The organism is Pseudoalteromonas sp. NZS71_1 (assembly GCF_015864305.1).
Taxonomy (GTDB): Bacteria; Pseudomonadota; Gammaproteobacteria; order Enterobacterales; family Alteromonadaceae; genus Pseudoalteromonas; species Pseudoalteromonas arctica.
In genome coordinates, this window is sequence record NZ_JADYXM010000001.1 from 587,745 (window position 1) to 605,455 (window position 17,711).

Consider the following 17,711-nt stretch of genomic DNA (forward strand, 5'->3'; position numbering starts at 1 on the left):
GTTACATAACGAGCCTGTAGATTAACTCGTTTTTTATTTGTTTTTATTGATAAATAAACCATAGCTGAGTTCCTATTTTGGTTCAATCGATTACTGTATTTTTACGCAGAATATAAAAGGGTTTGATGTTGTTTTAATTGGCATCTTGTAAGGTATTACGGGTGGTTGAACAGCTTTAATTTAGGTTGAAAGGGCTTACTCTTCTTAGTGCGTAGCAAAATTTAGGATGGATGATGTCAAATTATTTTGTTATGTTTTTTTGTACAGATAATACCTAAACAAAAAGGCTTGGAATAATGCCGCCAAACCTAATATTTGAGGGGTGTTATTAAACAAGCCATCAACCACAACTATTAGTGGTATTGCGATATAAAAAGCATAAGAGCCGTTAGTGTACTTTTTTGAAAACCAGTGAACAGGAAAGCCAACCACTAACCAACCAACGATAGAAATTAGTAGGTAAACGCCAATATAAAGTAAAAAAGTAACGGCAAGTCCAGAAATATCACCAAGTGATGAAGGTGCCAGCCCATTGAATAAAAACCATACAGGGATTCCTATACCAACATAGCCAATACTTTTTATTACAGCATTATCCCAGTTACTTGAATTCAACTACGGACTCCCTGAAAACATAACGAGCCTTTAGATTAACTCGTTTTTTATTTGTTTTTATTGATAAACAAACCATAGCTGAGTTCCTATTTTGTTTGTAATAATGTTCACCAAGAGCAAAATGTATTTTTATCTTATTTTAATTATTCTTATTGGCTACTGGTTAAATAGCCTTTCGCATTTTATTTAATAACTCGTAGCATGCTTTATACAACAGTATTTCCATGTCTTCGTTATGATACAAAGGACCCCAACGAAAAAAGCCTCTTAAGCTAAATTTTTTAGCTATGAATTCGCGCCACGTAACAGATTTAGAAACGCTGAACGTTTTAATCGTTTTGTTGTGTTTAATGTTATACAAGCGCGATACTAACTTAACTTTTGGTCGCCAAAATAGCGGAATAATAGCTGTATCAAAATCTATAGTGAATGCATCACCACCATGCAAAGTAACTATAACAACATCTAAACCAATATCTGACTTTTTAGGCTCTTTAATAGACGAAATACTGTGAAGACAAAAAATATCTTCAAGCTTCTTGTGCATATGATCTTGTAGTGAATCGCCCGTTATATAAAAAAACGACTCTACCTTAGAAAAATGGCTGTTATTAGCTACAGCTAACGATCCCAAATAAACATTTGGCTTTTCAGAGCTAAACCAATCGAATAGCAAATTTAAATTCCTTTTTTACTTATGCCGAATAAATAGGCCGTAAGGTTGTTATCTAAGGTTAGGATGAAAGAGCAAAAACCAGCTTTTTTTGTTCTGCTTTACGATTTATTTACCCTCAACTCTTTTACGACGTAATTGAATACCAAGTAATGTCCCTAATAAAACAGCAATAACATGCAGAAAAGCTGGAATTAAATATATCAGAGGATCCATTGATATTTCTAATAAAATGTATAGTAAGGCACCGACACTTAGATCAATAAACCAATAAACCGCCGCAACTAAAAAGGCTTGTTTATAGGGGCTCACTGTTTGCTTATAGCCTAGGTAACAATAAACGATTAAAGAGGTTACAAATCCGAGGACGTAATAAGTAAAAGTTAATGAGGTACTTTGAGTCATTTCATCAAAGCCAACAATCTTTGTTGCTATTGTTGATAAAGCAACTAGCAATAAATACAAGCCTACTGAAAAGAGTACAATCCTAGAGTATTTCACGATAATCCTTTAGCAATACAACGAGGCTGTAGAATAGCTCTAACAGCCAGATTCAATTAATTAGTTTCTTTAATCTTAACGAGCCTGTAGATTAACTCGTTTTTTATTTTTTTGATAAACAAACCATAGCTGAGTTCCTATTTTGGTTCAATCGATTACTGTGCTTTTACGCAGCATATAATGAAGTGTTTGGTGTTGTTTTAATTGGCGTTTTGGAAGGTATTACTGAAAAATTTAGTGTGGGTACCTTTTTACTCTTTCTAGAATGAGCAGGATTATCTGTGCGTTATTTATTTTGGGCTAAAGCACCGTTAATTGACCAAGATAGTTGGCAGCAAGGAGCCAAAGGAAAGCCCTATAATACCATCATCAGATCATTGGCATTTAAGGGGATACGAATACTATTTAGGTGCTGGAAAGCACATAGCCCTACGATGAATCAACTTACTTAACTGCATTAAAAAGTAAGGGATCACCGCTGTTAAAATTTGCGGTGGAAAGTGAGCTTTAGCGCTTGCTGTCCACCTCAGGGCGTGTTGTTAGTTTTATTTTGTGCTGATTGAAAATAATGAACCGACTCTCCAATCGATATTATCCCCGATTGCTGACGCTGTTTTATGCAATGCTGCGGAAAATTATCTCCTGAACCACAGATACCACAATTTTGGCACTCACATAGATAAGTTTTGTTCTCTAATTTATAGACATTTAACTCTTTTTCACCACATTGAGGGCAGTAATCAACCGACTCAAAAAATTGTTTCTTTTGCATTTGAAGCGCATCAATAGCCTTTTTCCTTGTTTTCGCTATTAAAGCAAATGCATCTGCATTCATATCTTTGATATCAGAGTCAAATTTTTCTTTTGCTCTTTCTGCTGCGATCGGTGGTTGAAGTGCTTCTTCAGGGAGATCTTCGAAATAATCAGACCATTCGCCCATATCCATTCATCCTTTTTAATGTACACACTTTGATAATAAACCTAACGCCCGGCTAAGCCGCCGAAACGGAGTTGGTTGTTTTGCGCAGTTTGTTAGTGTTTTATATTTGATCTAACTCGTCTTTCATTTGCTTACGAATGTTGTCGCGTACGAAGATAATCTCTCGACCTTGTTCTTCAGCTTTTATCTGAAGCGGATACAAAATGGTCTGATTTGCCCAAAACTCAGGGCTTGCCATCATTTCCAACATTTCTTGCGCGGTATTAGTAGCTTCGCCTACTTTAGCTGTGAGTTGATCCAGATGATCATCTAAAACTTCTGAAGAAATTAGACGTATGCTATTAGTTTCTGTGGTGAGTTTTAAGTGCTCTTGGTTTAGCTCACCAAATAAACCCATCATGCTCTGGTTAAACTCAGCGATGCCTTCATTTTGGGTTGACTCATCATTAATTAAATAATTTTCCATAAACTTTGAGTAGATTGGGCCAAAACGCTCCATGAAAATCTCATTGCTTTTGGCATGGAATTTATCGAGAAGAGTAAAGAATTTAGCAAATTGAATCTTCTTTTCTTCGTACTTGTGTTTTCTTAACTCAATATTAAGGGCGTTATCCTTTTTAAGATCCTCGAGCTCTCTAGTATATTTAATCTGAACTTGCTGCTTCTGGTCTTCTAAGCTTTCAATATCTTCTTTTAACGCTCGATTCTTGCCTTTCTCTTTACCATAGGCAATAAAATATCCTGAAGCTATTCCAAGTAGAAATGATATTAATCCAATTATGTATTCCATTCGATTCTCGATCTCAGATGAACACTAACGCCTCAATGACAGGCAAAATTTGGTTAGCTAAAATACGAGCGGAGCAAGATAGACAGCCGTATTTTATCCTTTTTTATTAACTTGTTAGCGCGTACTTTGCTGAACTTTCGGTTTTTCCCATGCAAGAATGCTTACACAGTAATTTACGCCAACCACCAAATACTCAGTTACCTTTGCATTATCTGCTAATAGAAAACCATTTCTATTCTTTTCTAAGTCGAACCAACCATCAGAATTTATTTCATGAAGCCAACCTGCTTGTAAAGAACAATCAGGCCAAAACTCTAGCAAGTCACCTTCATCTAAAACCCGAAAACCTGCTGGATCTTCAAAAATAATATCGATTTTATCACCATCGATAGATATTGTGATCTCTAGAAGTTCAACATCAAAATTGAGGTTTATCACCTCAATCGTGTTTGTTGAATTATCAAACTCTATAACTTTAGATTTCACCAAAACCTCTGAGTACCGCTAACAGCTTATTGACAACATTTGGGGGTTATAACACCCCAAAATGGCGTATATTACATTGTTTAATAATTCCACTAAATAACTTTAATGTAAACAAGTGATTAGGCATGTTATAAAAAGGTCTTTGTTATTTTTCACCAAAACGATTTTTAATGATGTTATCGGACAAAATTAAAACAGCTGTTTATTTAAACAGCTGGCTCTGTAAGTTAGCTTTATTTATGTAGCTACCTTTTACGACCATAATTAACAAACGTACGGATACTAAGCGCTAGTTAAGGCTTATTGAGGCTTACTTATACTGGTTTAGCATTGTTATACGCTTTAATAGTTGGCGTTTAGCCTTATCTGGTGGAAAAACTCGATTATAAAACAGAGGAAAAAGTAATAGGAAAATTTTGGCTTTATGTATTTAGCGCGTAATTAGCTAAAGCATTGGTTAGATAAGCGAGCCATAAACATATTGATTGATACAGACTCGCTGGGGTGTTTGTAATAAAACGAATGAGTGAGGTGTTTACTTTACATCAAATTTCACGTGGTCAAAGTATGGATTTTTCTCACGCGCTTTAAGTACGCTGATTGTAGTAAGCACAATGAGTTGCAGCTCGCTATTTACGTTAACAACTATGCATTCGTCTCTATTAGCATTGCGTTTTGTGTCAGTTGCTACGCCACATACACCATCACCATTTTTTAATATAAGCTCAATGCTTAAATGGTGCATACAGGCAATTTCGATGTAGTCGTATTGGTTGCAACTGATCATAACGTCCTCTTTATATTATTTAGTCGGTTTAAAAATCATTAAAAAAGCAATAACAACAAGGTTGGCTATATACCAAAGATCTTTAATTACAAACTGCCCTAAGCGCTCCAATAAAGTGGAAGAACTAAATGCACCGGTGGCGGTAATTAAGAATGTTTGGGTCATCATAAATACGCTTAAACACGCTAAGCCACTTACAATAATTAGCTTTTTATTATTTAAAAATAGCCCTAAGCCCAATAACACAGCAAATAATACATCAAACCCGCCAATCACGTTAGACGCGCCTTGTACGCTAAATACCGTGTATAACCACGACATAAACGGTGAGGTTTCTACTAAACTTACAATGCCTTTTGCTTCAAACTCATAAAACTTCATGCCGCCGATCCACAATAAAACCATAGCAACCGGTATAAAGTTTAAAAGTACGTGTTGTTTGTCGGTAAGCTTGTCTTTATAAAATAAAAACAAATACAAAGGCACTACAGCAAAGTATTTAATTATGCCCTGCCCACTACCAATGATTGGAAAGCCGCCAAGTTGAGCCATCCAACGGTTACTGGCAAACAAGGTAAGTAATGCTACTAAACTTATAATTGCTGCAAATAAAAGTGCTGCCGTAGGTTTCATTAGCTTAAGGTGAGCGAGCACGGTGGCAAACGCTAAAGCAACCATAAATGAGCCACTAATCAAACCTAATGCAGATACAGACATTAGCGAATCAACGCCATAAAAACTAAACGTAGCCGTTAACGTGTTAGAGTTTGCTCCTAGCGCAAACGATAAGCCAAGTAGTAAAAAGCTACTCGCTAATAAAAAAGTAATTACGTTGTTGGTTAGTTTTAAGTTCATTGTATTTCCAAGTATTCGTTAAGACTTACAAAGACCTTACGAGCCGATAAAACAATTCAAGCTAACTCTTAAAAAATAAGAGTTGATTAAGCACAACGTAAGCTCTCATAGGGTAATTTAATCATTCACTTTAGTTTATGGTTTGTTACCTCTTTATAAATAAAATTAAATAAGTCTAATATTCATAGTTATTCATATGATGTGTGTCATTTTTTTTATTATAAAATGAAGTAGAATAACGTTGCCTTTTCAATACACAGAATGCATGCATTTCTAAAACTTAGGGACATTTTTTAATGAAGGGTACTGATATTCGAGTTACCTCTGGACTGATTTCTATAGCCATTGTTTTACTACTTTGGTTTGCTGTACCGCCTCCGCAAGGTGTTACCGAAAACGCATGGCATTTATTAGCTTTATTTATTGGTACTGTAGTTGCCATTATTGGTAAAGCAATGCCAATCGGCGCCATTGCTATTTTAGCTATTACCTCTGTTGCGTTAACTGGCGTAACTAATGACAGCCCATCTGGCGCTATTAAAGATGCATTAAGTGGCTTTTCTAATTCATTAATTTGGTTGATTGGTATTGCTATTATTATTTCTCGGGGTTTAGCTAAAACTGGTTTGGGAAATCGTATTGGCTATAATTTTATTTCTCTTTTTGGTAAAAAAACAGTTGGTATTGGTTACGCACTCGCACTTTCTGAACTTGTTATAGCGCCTGTAACTCCAAGTAATACCGCGCGAGGCGGCGCTATTATTCACCCAATAATGAAGTCGATAGCAACAAGTTTTGGCTCGTCCCCTGAGGAAGGCACCTCTCGTAAAATTGGGCACTACCTTGCTTTAGTTAGCTACCATATAAACCCTATTACATCAGCTATGTTTATTACGGCAACTGCGCCAAACCCGCTAATTGTAAAGCTTATTGCTGATGCTACCGGTGCAAATATTAGTATTACATGGGGTACGTGGGCGCTCGCAGCGCTTGTTCCTGGTTTGCTATGTATTGCCCTCGTGCCTTTGGTTGTTTATGCCATTTACCCACCTGAAGTTAAAAGTACGCCCGACGCTAAAACCTACGCAGAATCTAAATTAACTGAAATGGGCCCAATGAGTTACGGCGAAAAAATAATGGTGGGTGTTTTTGCTATGCTGCTTGTTTTATGGGCCGGCGTACCTGCAATGATTTTAGGGGCTGACTACGCGGTTAATACCACAGCAGTGGCTTTTTTAGGTTTGTCGGTTTTATTAGTGACTGGTGTATTAAGCTGGGACGATGTACTTAAAGAAAAGTCTGCGTGGGATACCGTTGTTTGGTTTTCAGCATTAGTAATGATGGCCACTTTTTTAAATAAACTAGGTTTGGTAACGTGGTTTTCAACACTTGTTGAGAGCAACATTGCGCAACTGGGCTTTGACTGGATTGTATCGGCCATTATATTGGTAGCTGTGTATTTTTATGCTCATTACTTTTTTGCCAGTACCACAGCACATATTACTGCTATGTTTGCCGCATTTTACGCCGCAGGTTTGGCGCTTGGCGCACCGCCTTTATTTTTAGGTTTACTGTTAGCTGGCGCTTCATCACTCATGATGTCGTTAACGCATTACGCAACAGGCACATCTCCCATAGTGTTTGGCTCAGGCTATGTATCACTAAAAGACTGGTGGGTAATGGGCCTTATAATGAGCGTTATTAATTTAAGTGTATGGGGAATTATTGGCGGGCTTTGGTGGAAAGCACTTGGGTATTGGTAGTATTGCCTTTGTTAGTTTGGTTTGCACATTTATTGCTGCGTACTTGAGTTTAGTACAAACTCAAGTACTTCAGCTCTAAAAATATAAACATTAGCGCTGTTATAAGGGAGTATCATTGTTTTTAAATTCATAAAGGCATATATTCAGACCGAGACTACTTATTAAGCCTCAGAAAACTGACTATGGTTGAACACTTAGAAAATGCCGGGTTATTTTTAATACCAATTCGCTTAATTAAGTAATCTATTTTGAGGCTGGAAAAACGTGTTGATAGCTAGGCAAAAAATTCGCTATTTAGTTGTTCTAAATGAGCATTTTTTAACGCAGGTAGCGACACGTTTAGCCCCGCAAAATGATTAAGTATTATTGCGGATTGGTATAACTGCGTAACAGCATGTTTTAAGGCTTGATAATCAATATGACTGCTCTCATCTTATAGTTATAAATGAGGTACCAATTGGTACTTTAAAATACCAAACGCACGCTCAATACGTTGAAATAATGCAATTACAAATACATCCACTGCATCAAAATAAAGGGTATGGGAAAGCTGTTATTGAACAAGTTATTACAAGTGCGCAGTCAAAACCGATTAAACTCACAGTACTTAAAAACAACCCAGCATTAGAACTTTATAAGCGGCTGGGTTTTACTATAGCGGGTGAGGATAATTACGAGTACCACATGCAAACGCGAGCTACTCGTAGCTAAAATTAGTCGCTTTGATCTCTGAAGTCTTTTTTTCTGAAAATAGTTAAATGCCAACCCCAATGCAAAGAGCCTAATCTTAAAAAAATAGTCGTGAAAAATGAGCCTAAAATACACCAAATGTAATCTACATTAAGGCTAAATAAAGCAGCATAAACTGCACCACCCGCTAAACACGCAGAGGCGTATGGTTCGCTGCGCATAACAGTTGGTACCTCACGGCAAATTACGTCACGTATTAAACCACCAAATATACCTGTAGTGATACCCATGGTAATTGCGACCACCATGCCAGAGCCATTAATGAGTGCTTTTTCTATCCCCATAATATTAAATAACGCCATACCAACAGCGTCTACCAACAAAAAGTAGTAATTATTAACGCGCGGTAAGTATCGAATAAATGCAATTGTTGCTATAACGGCCCCATAGGTTGAATATAAATACTCGGGGGTAGCAATCCAAAATACCGGTTTGTTTAAAAGTATATCTCTGAGGGTACCGCCCCCTAATGCTGTAACGGTTGCCACCACTACTACGCCAAAGCCACTAATGTTTTTTTCATACCCAAGCAATGCCCCTGCAACAGCAAAAAATGCGACACCGAGTAACCCTAGTACCATAAAGTATTCAGCAGTCATGGTAATTCCTTTTTAAAATTTATAAGGAGTTGTTTCAACTTACGTGCCAAAAAAACGAGTGAATACAAATAAATTTATAATTTAAGTAATTGAAATTTATAAACTTATTATATGTATTAAAAAACATTAGCTATGTGATATTTATAGAAGGCTTAACAAGAGTAATTATTTAAATTATGGGTAGTTTTTACACGTTAAAGTACAGAGGGATTTTGTTACAGAGTTGCAGTCGAGCACTTTTAAATCTTAAGCAAAAATTAAATGAGCAATAAAGCTATTACCAATATCACAAAAATAATAGGCAATATTGTATGTTGCCAGTTTTGCTCTTTATTTTGATCATAGAGTGTTTGCATTGAGCTTTTATCATTGTTAGTAAAACTATGCTGGCACTGCTTACAGCTTTGGGCTTTTATGCTCACCCAAGTACCACATTTAATACATGCGTAACGCCTTGCCAGTTTATCAAACTCGTTTGTTTTTATAAACATTCTCATGTATCACCTCATTGATTTTCGCTGCGGTAAGAAAACCAATGAATAATATATGTTGAGTAACAAATTAAAGAAGCCGCTAGTGCTAAAATTAGCTGTGTGTTGTTTTTCATAATCATCCTTGGTTACTAGTCAAAAAAAATCGGTAAGGTTTTTTTAATTATATTAACAATTTAGTGAAATACGCCATTTTGTAACTTTTGCTAATCAAACTTAAATCCGGGTAATTTTTTTTGCCTAGGCAAAGCTGCCATAATTAATATCCTGATTAATCTACATAACTCACTTTTGTTCCCGCTAAATGATCATGTAAACATCGTTTATCTTTTCCAAATATAAATAATGGATTAACAAAACCAGCTATAAACTGACCTACCGAAGGGACAAGTGATAATAGTTGCATAGAAAGCATGCGTTTAAAGTAAATTGTAGTAAAGCTTGCTTGTGTACCGTCTAAATTTTCAATACGGATAGACATTAAAGATTTACCAATTGTTTGTCCGCGTTGGTACATAAGGTAACCATGAAGCACTAACGTGCTAAATATGCCATAACCTAGCAAACCTGCAGATAAAGTAAGTGTTGGTTGGCTTAAATTATCAAACCCTACAAGCATGAATACAGGTATAAAACAAACAACACCTAAAACGCCATCAACAATAGCAGCCACTAGCCTATCTGAGCGCGTTGCTTTTTCCCCTGCTACTTTTGATACAATATTTTCAGATGGGCTCTGTTCTTCTCGCGTTTTAATTAAGTCGTCTATTTCTTTTGCTCGATCTGGGTAGGCTTCGCGATCTATAGCTCTCGCTGATGAGTAAAGCTCATCTAAAGTGTAGGTAGAAAAATCAATTTTAGAGTCCATAAAAGCTAAGTCCGTATCTTCTTTTTATCGTAATTTAACATAATTAATTTATGTTATTCAATTATTTATGTGTTTTTAATAACATACCATAACGTGTTGGCGTTTTTACAATTTGACCTGCAAGCGTGCTGGTATGTCCTGCTAAATCTAGCGCATCAGCAGGCTCTTTTATATTCATTATACCTATCAGCTTAATTAAGTGAGCTATTTTGAGATAAGAAAATCGTGTCGATAACAAGGCAAAAATTTCGCTATTTAGTTGTTCTATATCAGAAATTTTTAACACAATTAGCGTCAGATTCAAGCCCTTAAATTGATCAAGTACTATTGCTGATTGGTATTATACGGCCATTAAAAAACATGTCCCCTTGGTCAGGTTTAACCACATCATAAAGCATTTTCATTAATGTGCTTTTACCAGCCCTATTTTCCCCTTTAGATTTAAATAGTAAAAGCATTCGCTTCACCGTGCCTTATTTTTAAGGCTACTCCGTTATTACCTATACCTCGACAATTTAACCCAACCGCCCTTAACTGACCAAGCGGTCAACAATGGCATAGTAACTGCAATAAGCTAATTAAAGATTAAAAAGTATTTTTGTTACCCGTGCGCAAACAACAAGAAAAAACATACGCCAAGCCTTTATGTATCAGGGCTTTATAAAAATTAAGGGGGTCTGTGTGATTCAATTTTTATTAAATAACACGCCAATTGAAGTACAAGAATGCTCGCCAAGTCTCACCATTTTGGACTGGCTTCGCACCAAAAAAGGGAAAGTGGGCACCAAAGAAGGCTGTGCAACTGGCGACTGTGGCGCGTGCACAATTTTAGTGGGTGAAGAGCGTATAAATGCAAACGGGCAAGCTAGTTGGCAATACAAAACAATGAACAGCTGTTTATTGTTATTAGGTAATGCGCATGCAAAACATATAGTAACGGTAGAGGCTGTGACTACTGGTTTATACCCAAACTTAACCGATTTACACCCCGTACAACGTGCACTCGTTGAGTGCCATGGTTCGCAATGTGGTTTTTGCACGCCCGGTATAATAATGAGTTTGTTGGCTCTTTATATTAATGAACCAACGTACCCTGGTAAAAAAGCGGTTATTCATGCACTTGCCGGTAACTTATGCCGTTGTACAGGTTATAGCCCAATATTACTTGCAGCCGAAAAAGCCTATAGCTATGAGCGTAAAGCTGAACCGTACTCAGCAATGGCCGCTCAATTTAAAGCATCACTTAATACGCAATATGATGACGATATTCCATTTTTAAAAAATGGTCCTCGCAAATTTTACTTACCACAAACGGCCCAGCAACTTGTTGAGCTAAAAGCGCTTTATCTTTATGCACATTTAGTTGCTGGTGGCACCGACTTTGCCATTGAGCTTAGCCAAAACATGCTCTTACCGGATGTAATTATCTCCCTTAGCCAAGTAAAGGATCTTTGCACCTTGGCAGATAATAACGGTGAGTTACACATAGGTGCAGCGCTACCTTATAGCCAATTTGTTGAGGCATTTTATAACCATTACCCAGAGTCAAAAGAGCTATTTGAACGCTTAGGATCAAGCCAAGTACGTAACAGCGGCACACTAGGTGGCAGCATAGGGAATGCCTCTCCGATTGGCGATCCCGCTCCACTTTTAATCGCTCTTAATGCATCAATGGATTTATTAAGCAGCGCTGGTTCGCGCACTATTAAAGTTGCCGACTACTTTATTGATTACAAAAAAACAGTTCTTAAAAGCGATGAAGTAATTAGTAAGTTCACCATCCCAAAGCGCCCAGAGTCGCTAAAACTGGCCTGTCATAAAATATCAAAACGCTTTGAAGACGATATATCTACCGTGTGTTTGGTGCTTGCTATAGAGCATTCACAAAACATGATTACTCAAGCCCGCTGCGCTATGGGCGGTATGGCAGCTATTCCTAAGCGCGCGCAGCATATTGAGCAAAAGCTGGTATCTCAATCATTACAAGTAAGTAGTTTTATAGACGCAGCAACGGCTATTAACGATGACTTTACGCCCATGAGCGATGTAAGAAGCAGTGCGCATTATCGCATTACGGTAAGCAAAAACTTATTACAACGCATTGGTATTGAGTTTTGTGAGCCGCAAGCACGCAACAATAACAACATTGCCATTACGAGGATCTCACATGCGTCACTTTGAAATGGATAAACTAAAAGCCCAAGGTGGTAGCGTTGGGCAATCTAAATATCACGAAAGCGCTATTAAACAAGTTTGTGGCAGTGCAAATTTTGCCGACGATAACCCTGAGCCTTACGGCTGCCTGCATGCCTACCCAGTGCTCGCCCCTGTTACAAGCGGCTTTATTAAATCAATTGATACAAGTCTCGCACTGGCAGTTAAAGGCGTTAAACGTATTTTATCGGCCGAAGATGTACCCGGTAAGCTTGATATTGGCCCGGTATTTCCTGGTGATGTATTACTCACTAGTCATGAAATTCAATACCACGGACAACCTGTGCTGGTAGTAGTTGCCGACACCTATGAAATAGCGCGCCGCGCTGCACGTTTGGTGGTTATAGAGTGCGAGCAAACTACGCCCATACTTGATATTAAAGAAGCCATTAGCAAAGAGCACTGGGTGAGGCCGCCCCATTCACTTAACCGTGGTAACAGCGAACAAGCCATTAATAACGCAGCCCACCAGCTTAAAGGCGAAATAAACATAGGCGGGCAAGAACACTTTTATTTAGAAGGCCAAATAGCGCTGGCGCAACCTGATAACGACGGGGGCATTCATGTTCAGTGCTCTACGCAACACCCTACTGAGGTGCAGCATTTAGTTGCTAAAATTTTAAAAAAGCCATTTAGCTTTGTAAACGTAGAAACCCGCCGTATGGGCGGTGCTTTTGGCGGCAAAGAAACCCAAGGCGCGCCATGGGCATGCCTTGCAGCGCTAGCGGTTTACCACCTTGGCTGCGCAGTAAAAATGCGCCTAGCCCGCAGCGACGATTTTAAGTTAACCGGTAAACGCCACCCTTTTTATAATCAATACCATGTTGGTTTTGACGAAAATGGCTTAATAGAAGGTGCCGACATTACCGTAAACGGATTTTGTGGCTACTCGCCTGATTTATCGGATGCAATTGTAGACCGTGCCATGTTTCATGCCGACAACGCCTACTACTACCCAGCCGCCACAATTAAAGGTAATCGCTGTAAAGTAAATACCGTAAGCCATACCGCATTTAGAGGGTTTGGTGGCCCGCAAGGAATGATTATGGGCGAGCTAATAATGGACGATATAGCCGCCACATTAGGTAAAGATCCGCTTGAGATCCGAAAACTTAATTTATACAAAAAAGGCCGCGATACCACGCCGTACCATCAAACCGTAGAGCAACATATTTTAAAAGATATGATAAGCCAACTTGAGGAGTCGGGTGACTACTGGGCACGTAAAGAGGCCATTAAAGCATTTAACGCATCGTCACCTATTATCAAAAAAGGCCTTGCAATGACGCCGGTTAAATACGGTATTTCGTTTACGGTACAACACTTAAACCAAGCCGGTGCATTAGTACATGTATATAGCGATGGTTCTATACATTTAAACCACGGCGGCACCGAAATGGGCCAAGGACTAAACACCAAAATTGCGCAAATTGTGGCCCATGGCTTTGGGGTCGATTTTAACGCGGTAAGTATTAGTGCTACCCGTACCGACAAGGTGCCAAACACTTCACCAACAGCGGCCTCAAGCGGTACCGACTTAAACGGTATGGCGGCGCTAAATGCAGTAAACACAATAAAAGAGCGCTTAATAAACTTTATTACCGAGCACTTTGAAGTAGACAGCAACACTGTTGTATTTAAAGATAACCTCATTACTTTTAGTAAAGGGGAAATTAGCTTTAGCGAACTTGCAAATCTTGCTTACATGAATCGTATATCGCTTTCATCTACCGGTTATTACGCCACACCAAAAATTCATTACGACAGAGCCAAAGGTGAAGGCCGCCCATTTTTTTACTACGCTCACGGCGTAGCACTCAGCGAAGTAGAAGTAGATACGCTAACTGGCGAAAACACGGTAACCCGCGTTGACATACTGCACGATGTAGGCAGCTCAATTAACCCAGCACTTGATATAGGCCAAATTGAAGGCGCCTTTGTACAAGGTATGGGCTGGCTTACCACCGAAGACTTACAATGGAATGATAAAGGCCAGCTTGCAAGCTTTGGTCCTGCTAACTACAAAATACCAGCCATTGGCGATACACCCGCCGAATTTAACGTCAATCTCTATAATTCAGCAAATCCAGAAACCACCGTATTTAGATCAAAAGCCGTAGGCGAGCCGCCATTTATGTTGGCCTTTAGTGTATGGAGCGCTATTCGTAATGCAATAAGCAGTGTGGCTGATTACAAATACACAGCCCCACTGGATACACCCGCAACCCCAGAGCGAGTATTGAGTGCAATTGAGCAAACCGCTAGCTGGTTTAAGGAGCATCAACATGACTAATTTAAATGAGTCGTTTCAGGGTTTTCATACTCAAAATTGGGCGCAGGCTATAAACGAGCACGAACAAAGCGGCACTAATTATGTAATTGCCACGGTACTTGGCACAAATGGCTCAACCCCTCGCGGCACAGGCTCTAAAATGGTAATAAGCGGCGAGCATATTTACGACACTCTTGGCGGTGGCCACCTTGAATACGTAGTAATAGAAAAAGCCCGCGAACTACTTGCCAAAGGCGAAGCCGCCCAAGTAATTGAGCAATTTAACCTAGGTGCAAATTTAGGCCAGTGCTGCGGCGGGGCTGCCACCGTTATGCTTGAATGCATGCAATGCGAGCGCTTTACTTTAGATATTTACGGCGCAGGCCACGTAGCACAAGCGCTTATTGGTATATTGGCACAACTGCCTATTCGCATACGCTGGATAGATAGCCGCGCAGATGTATTCCCACAGGCTATGCCAACTAATGTAGTAAAAGTGGTTGATGAAGAGCCAACAGAACAAGTAAAGCGTGCGCCTAAAGCTAATAACTACTTAATACTTACCCATAACCACCAGCTCGACTTTGCACTCACCCAAGCCATTATTAAACGCGCTGATGCCAATTGGCTGGGCGTTATTGGCTCTGACACTAAAGCAAAACGTTTTAAACAACGCCTAGCACATCGCGATTTTACAGCCGATCAAATACAGCAAATGACCTGCCCTGTTGGGCTAAAAAATATTACGGGCAAATTACCAATGGAAGTGGCTATTTCGATTAGTGGACAGCTAATTGCCCTTTATCAGGCTATGCAAACCCAAGCGCCAAAACGCCAAGGCTTGCAGTGGCGCACACTAAAAAATGCCTTAATTAGCACCACGCAGGAGGAAGTAGGCGCATGAGTAGCTTACAAATAAATACGCTAAATGATGCACAAGCAAAACAAGCACTTGAGCATTGCTGCGCGGCCCCTAACTGGGTGGCAGCCATGGTAAAAGCAATGCCATTTAAAAGTGCTCAACAGCTGTTTGAATGCGCAAAAAGCATATGGGATAGCCTTAGCGAGAGCGACTATTTAGCTGCCTTTGAAGGCCACCCGCAAATAGGCGACTTATCAACCCTTAGCAAAAAATACGCTGCTACCGCACAAAAAGCGGGGCATGAGCAATCGGGTATGAGCAAAGCAAACGAAGCCGTACTTACCAAAATGATCGTTCTTAATAAAGAGTACCTGAGCAAGTTTGGCTTTATTTTTATTGTGTGCGCCACCGGTAAAACGGCCGAACAAATGCTTGAACTCATAGAGCAGCGCATACACAACACCCGCAGTACAGAGCTTAATATAGCCGCGGGCGAACAAGCCAAAATAACAAAAATAAGATTGGAGTCACTGCTATGAACAAAAGCCCTATAACCACCCATATACTCGATACCAGCACCGGAGAACCAGCAGCAAACGTTACTGTTAAGCTATTTAAACTTACAAATAACGAATGGGTACAACTAACCCAAGGCACAACCGATACCGATGGGCGAATTACCGACTGGCTAAATACAGAAGTAGAATTTGCAACCTATAAGCTAGTATTTGATTTAGATAGCTACTACCAAAATCAACCTACCCCTGCGTTTTACCCAGAGGCGAAAATAACGTTTAGATTACAAGATACTAAACATCATCATATCCCATTGTTGCTTAGCCCGTTTGGCTACTCTACATACAGAGGTAGCTAATAATGAGCACGCAAAACAATAATAACTTAACAGTAGTTTGTGCCGATATACTCGACTTTATTGACGACCCTGCCATTGCTGGCGAAAGCGCCCATCGTTTTTTTGAAAAAGGCGCATTAGTTATCAAGCACGGCAAAGTAGTTAAACTTGGTTACGAGCAAGACATACTGCCAACAATTGATAAATCAGCGCGTGTTATCCGCCACGATGGCAAACTGGTTATGCCTGGTATGATTGACACCCACATACACTTACCACAAACCGAAATGGTGGGGGCGTACGGCGAGCAACTGCTAAGTTGGTTAACCGAGTATGCGTTTCCGACAGAGAAAAAATTCACTTGTAAGCATTATTCAAAAGAGATCTCTAATCGCTTTTTAGACGAGCTACTGCGTAATGGCACAACCACTGCCCTTGTATTTGGCACTGTGCACCCGCAATCGGTTGATGCGTTTTTTAAAGAATCACAAAAACGCAATTTACGGATGATTGCCGGTAAAGTAATGATGGATCGTAACTGCCCTGACGACTTATCTGATTGCGCGCAAACAAGCTATGACGAATCCAAAGCCCTAATAAAAAAATGGCACAATGTTGACAGGCTAAGCTACGCAGTTACACCACGTTTTGCCCCCACATCAACCCCTGAGCAATTACAAAAATGCACTCAGTTACTTGAAGAATACCCAGACACCTACCTGCACACACACCTATCTGAAAACAAAGACGAGTGCGAATGGGTTAAAGGGTTATTTCCAGAAGCCGAGGATTACTTAGGCGTGTACGAGCAAGCTAAAATGGTACGTAAACGCTCGGTATTTGCCCATAGCATTCATTTATCTGAGCGCGAGCTTTGCTGTCTTGCAGATAACAATGCGGCTATATCGCACTGTCCTACCTCAAACCTGTTTTTAGGCTCAGGACTTTTAAATTTAAAAGCCTGTGAAGAGCACGGCATAAACGTAGGCATGGGTACCGATGTAGGCGCAGGAACAAGCTTTTCTATGCTACAAACAGGTAACGAAGCTTACAAAATCCAACAGTTACAAGGTCAAAAGTTTTCAGCATTTAAAGGGCTGTATTTAGCAACACTCGGCGGTGCTAGAGCGCTCGATTTAGAAGGGACAATTGGTAATTTTGAAGCCGGCTGTGAAGCCGATTTTATTGTAATGGATTGTTCGGCAACTTCGTTTTTAAAATTTAGAATACAACATGCCAAAACCCTACATGAAAAACTATTTGCAATGATGATGTTAGGCGACGACCGCTGCGTTGAGCAAACCTACATTATGGGTAAAAGTGTGTATAAGCGCGATGATAACAATCAATTTTCAGACACCCGCTCACCGGTATTAGAAGAGGCTTAACCGT

The 17,711-nt window shown here is 39.4% G+C and carries 19 protein-coding genes and 2 pseudogenes; 9 read left to right on the plus strand and 12 right to left on the minus strand.

Annotated features, from left to right (window positions below; translation table 11 throughout):
• Positions 1-249 precede the first annotated feature (249 nt).
• The 3 genes from I6F43_RS02485 to I6F43_RS02495 form a co-directional block, all read right to left on the minus strand.
• Complete coding sequence (locus I6F43_RS02485; protein WP_033038240.1) at positions 250-615, minus strand: hypothetical protein; 366 nt, start codon at positions 613-615, stop codon at positions 250-252.
• 163 nt (positions 616-778) lie between these two features.
• Positions 779-1,291 (minus strand): hypothetical protein, encoded by a 513-nt coding sequence (locus tag I6F43_RS02490; protein WP_024596157.1) that lies wholly within the window; start codon positions 1,289-1,291, stop codon positions 779-781.
• Between the two features lie 105 nt (positions 1,292-1,396).
• Positions 1,397-1,789, minus strand: coding sequence for a hypothetical protein (locus I6F43_RS02495; RefSeq protein WP_331460590.1), 393 nt, complete (start codon positions 1,787-1,789; stop codon positions 1,397-1,399).
• Between the two features lie 269 nt (positions 1,790-2,058).
• Between I6F43_RS02495 and I6F43_RS20305 the strand changes: the two are divergent.
• Positions 2,059-2,300, plus strand: a pseudogene (locus I6F43_RS20305) (IS110 family transposase); the annotation flags it as partial.
• Positions 2,301-2,315: 15 nt separating this feature from the next.
• Here the strand turns inward: I6F43_RS20305 and I6F43_RS02500 are convergent.
• The 5 genes from I6F43_RS02500 to I6F43_RS02520 all read right to left on the minus strand — a co-directional run bounded on the left by I6F43_RS02500 (position 2,316) and on the right by I6F43_RS02520 (position 5,647).
• A complete protein-coding gene (locus I6F43_RS02500) occupies positions 2,316-2,729 on the minus strand; it encodes a hypothetical protein (RefSeq protein ID WP_165721722.1) in 414 nt (137 codons plus the stop codon).
• Between the two features lie 100 nt (positions 2,730-2,829).
• A complete protein-coding gene (locus I6F43_RS02505) occupies positions 2,830-3,519 on the minus strand; it encodes a hypothetical protein (protein WP_165721723.1) in 690 nt (229 codons plus the stop codon).
• A 114-nt stretch (positions 3,520-3,633) separates the two neighbouring features.
• Positions 3,634-4,005: a hypothetical protein gene (locus tag I6F43_RS02510; protein WP_007584363.1), complete on the minus strand. Its 372-nt coding sequence runs from the start codon at positions 4,003-4,005 to the stop codon at positions 3,634-3,636.
• Positions 4,006-4,540: 535 nt separating this feature from the next.
• A complete protein-coding gene (locus tag I6F43_RS02515) occupies positions 4,541-4,792 on the minus strand; it encodes a Rho-binding antiterminator (protein WP_197100841.1) in 252 nt (83 codons plus the stop codon).
• Positions 4,793-4,807: 15 nt separating this feature from the next.
• Positions 4,808-5,647 (minus strand): DUF417 family protein, encoded by an 840-nt coding sequence (locus I6F43_RS02520; RefSeq protein ID WP_197100843.1) that lies wholly within the window; start codon positions 5,645-5,647, stop codon positions 4,808-4,810.
• A gap of 296 nt (positions 5,648-5,943) precedes the next feature.
• On the opposite strand from I6F43_RS02520, the gene I6F43_RS02525 reads away from it, so the two are divergent.
• Together I6F43_RS02525 and I6F43_RS02530 are read left to right on the plus strand one after the other, a co-directional pair.
• Positions 5,944-7,410 carry a DASS family sodium-coupled anion symporter gene (locus I6F43_RS02525; protein WP_197100845.1) on the plus strand — a complete coding sequence of 489 codons (1,467 nt, stop codon included), beginning with the start codon at positions 5,944-5,946 and terminating at the stop codon, positions 7,408-7,410.
• Between the two features lie 432 nt (positions 7,411-7,842).
• Positions 7,843-8,121 (plus strand): annotated as a pseudogene (locus I6F43_RS02530) (GNAT family N-acetyltransferase); the annotation flags it as partial.
• A 2-nt stretch (positions 8,122-8,123) separates the two neighbouring features.
• Here I6F43_RS02530 and I6F43_RS02535 read toward each other — a convergent pair.
• The 4 genes from I6F43_RS02535 to I6F43_RS20310 form a co-directional block, all read right to left on the minus strand.
• Complete coding sequence (locus tag I6F43_RS02535) at positions 8,124-8,759, minus strand: trimeric intracellular cation channel family protein (RefSeq protein ID WP_004334621.1); 636 nt, start codon at positions 8,757-8,759, stop codon at positions 8,124-8,126.
• Positions 8,760-9,016: 257 nt separating this feature from the next.
• Positions 9,017-9,256, minus strand: coding sequence for a hypothetical protein (locus I6F43_RS02540; protein ID WP_197100847.1), 240 nt, complete (start codon positions 9,254-9,256; stop codon positions 9,017-9,019).
• Positions 9,257-9,521: 265 nt separating this feature from the next.
• Complete coding sequence (locus I6F43_RS02545; RefSeq protein ID WP_197100849.1) at positions 9,522-10,118, minus strand: RDD family protein; 597 nt, start codon at positions 10,116-10,118, stop codon at positions 9,522-9,524.
• Positions 10,119-10,435: 317 nt separating this feature from the next.
• Positions 10,436-10,576 (minus strand): ATP-binding cassette domain-containing protein, encoded by a 141-nt coding sequence (locus I6F43_RS20310; RefSeq protein WP_165721730.1) that lies wholly within the window; start codon positions 10,574-10,576, stop codon positions 10,436-10,438.
• Between the two features lie 223 nt (positions 10,577-10,799).
• Here I6F43_RS20310 and xdhA point away from each other — a divergent pair, with 223 nt between their 5' ends.
• Genes xdhA through guaD form a run of 6 tightly spaced genes read left to right on the plus strand, consistent with a single transcriptional unit; the run spans position 10,800 to position 17,707 of the window.
• Positions 10,800-12,299: a xanthine dehydrogenase small subunit gene (xdhA, locus tag I6F43_RS02555; RefSeq protein ID WP_197100851.1), complete on the plus strand. Its 1,500-nt coding sequence runs from the start codon at positions 10,800-10,802 to the stop codon at positions 12,297-12,299.
• Entirely contained in the window at positions 12,286-14,625 is a 2,340-nt protein-coding gene (gene xdhB, locus I6F43_RS02560; RefSeq protein WP_197100853.1) for a xanthine dehydrogenase molybdopterin binding subunit, read from the plus strand. Before xdhA ends, xdhB begins: the two co-directional genes overlap by 14 nt.
• Positions 14,618-15,508 carry a xanthine dehydrogenase accessory protein XdhC gene (gene xdhC / locus I6F43_RS02565; RefSeq protein WP_101216337.1) on the plus strand — a complete coding sequence of 297 codons (891 nt, stop codon included), beginning with the start codon at positions 14,618-14,620 and terminating at the stop codon, positions 15,506-15,508. Before xdhB ends, xdhC begins: the two co-directional genes overlap by 8 nt.
• Positions 15,505-16,005 carry a 2-oxo-4-hydroxy-4-carboxy-5-ureidoimidazoline decarboxylase gene (gene uraD / locus I6F43_RS02570; protein WP_101216336.1) on the plus strand — a complete coding sequence of 167 codons (501 nt, stop codon included), beginning with the start codon at positions 15,505-15,507 and terminating at the stop codon, positions 16,003-16,005. Before xdhC ends, uraD begins: the two co-directional genes overlap by 4 nt.
• Positions 16,002-16,340, plus strand: coding sequence for a hydroxyisourate hydrolase (gene uraH, locus I6F43_RS02575; RefSeq protein WP_101216335.1), 339 nt, complete (start codon positions 16,002-16,004; stop codon positions 16,338-16,340). The genes uraD and uraH overlap by 4 nt, the downstream gene beginning before the upstream one ends.
• A 2-nt stretch (positions 16,341-16,342) precedes the next feature.
• Positions 16,343-17,707, plus strand: a complete 1,365-nt coding sequence (gene guaD / locus I6F43_RS02580; RefSeq protein WP_101216334.1) for a guanine deaminase — start codon at positions 16,343-16,345, stop codon at positions 17,705-17,707.
• Positions 17,708-17,711: the final 4 nt, after the last annotated feature.

Coding starts and splice junctions, on each gene's coding strand:
- I6F43_RS02500 (WP_165721722.1), bottom strand. CDS start 2,729: ATGGGCGAATGGTCTGATTATTTCGAAGATCTCCCTGAAGAAGCACTT.
- I6F43_RS02505 (WP_165721723.1), bottom strand. CDS start 3,519: ATGGAATACATAATTGGATTAATATCATTTCTACTTGGAATAGCTTCA.
- I6F43_RS02515 (WP_197100841.1), bottom strand. CDS start 4,792: ATGATCAGTTGCAACCAATACGACTACATCGAAATTGCCTGTATGCAC.
- I6F43_RS02520 (WP_197100843.1), bottom strand. CDS start 5,647: ATGAACTTAAAACTAACCAACAACGTAATTACTTTTTTATTAGCGAGT.
- I6F43_RS02525 (WP_197100845.1), top strand. CDS start 5,944: ATGAAGGGTACTGATATTCGAGTTACCTCTGGACTGATTTCTATAGCC.
- I6F43_RS02535 (WP_004334621.1), bottom strand. CDS start 8,759: ATGACTGCTGAATACTTTATGGTACTAGGGTTACTCGGTGTCGCATTT.
- I6F43_RS02540 (WP_197100847.1), bottom strand. CDS start 9,256: ATGAGAATGTTTATAAAAACAAACGAGTTTGATAAACTGGCAAGGCGT.
- I6F43_RS02545 (WP_197100849.1), bottom strand. CDS start 10,118: ATGGACTCTAAAATTGATTTTTCTACCTACACTTTAGATGAGCTTTAC.
- I6F43_RS20310 (WP_165721730.1), bottom strand. CDS start 10,576: ATGCTTTTACTATTTAAATCTAAAGGGGAAAATAGGGCTGGTAAAAGC.
- xdhB (WP_197100853.1), top strand. CDS start 12,286: ATGCGTCACTTTGAAATGGATAAACTAAAAGCCCAAGGTGGTAGCGTT.
- xdhC (WP_101216337.1), top strand. CDS start 14,618: ATGACTAATTTAAATGAGTCGTTTCAGGGTTTTCATACTCAAAATTGG.
- uraD (WP_101216336.1), top strand. CDS start 15,505: ATGAGTAGCTTACAAATAAATACGCTAAATGATGCACAAGCAAAACAA.
- uraH (WP_101216335.1), top strand. CDS start 16,002: ATGAACAAAAGCCCTATAACCACCCATATACTCGATACCAGCACCGGA.
- guaD (WP_101216334.1), top strand. CDS start 16,343: ATGAGCACGCAAAACAATAATAACTTAACAGTAGTTTGTGCCGATATA.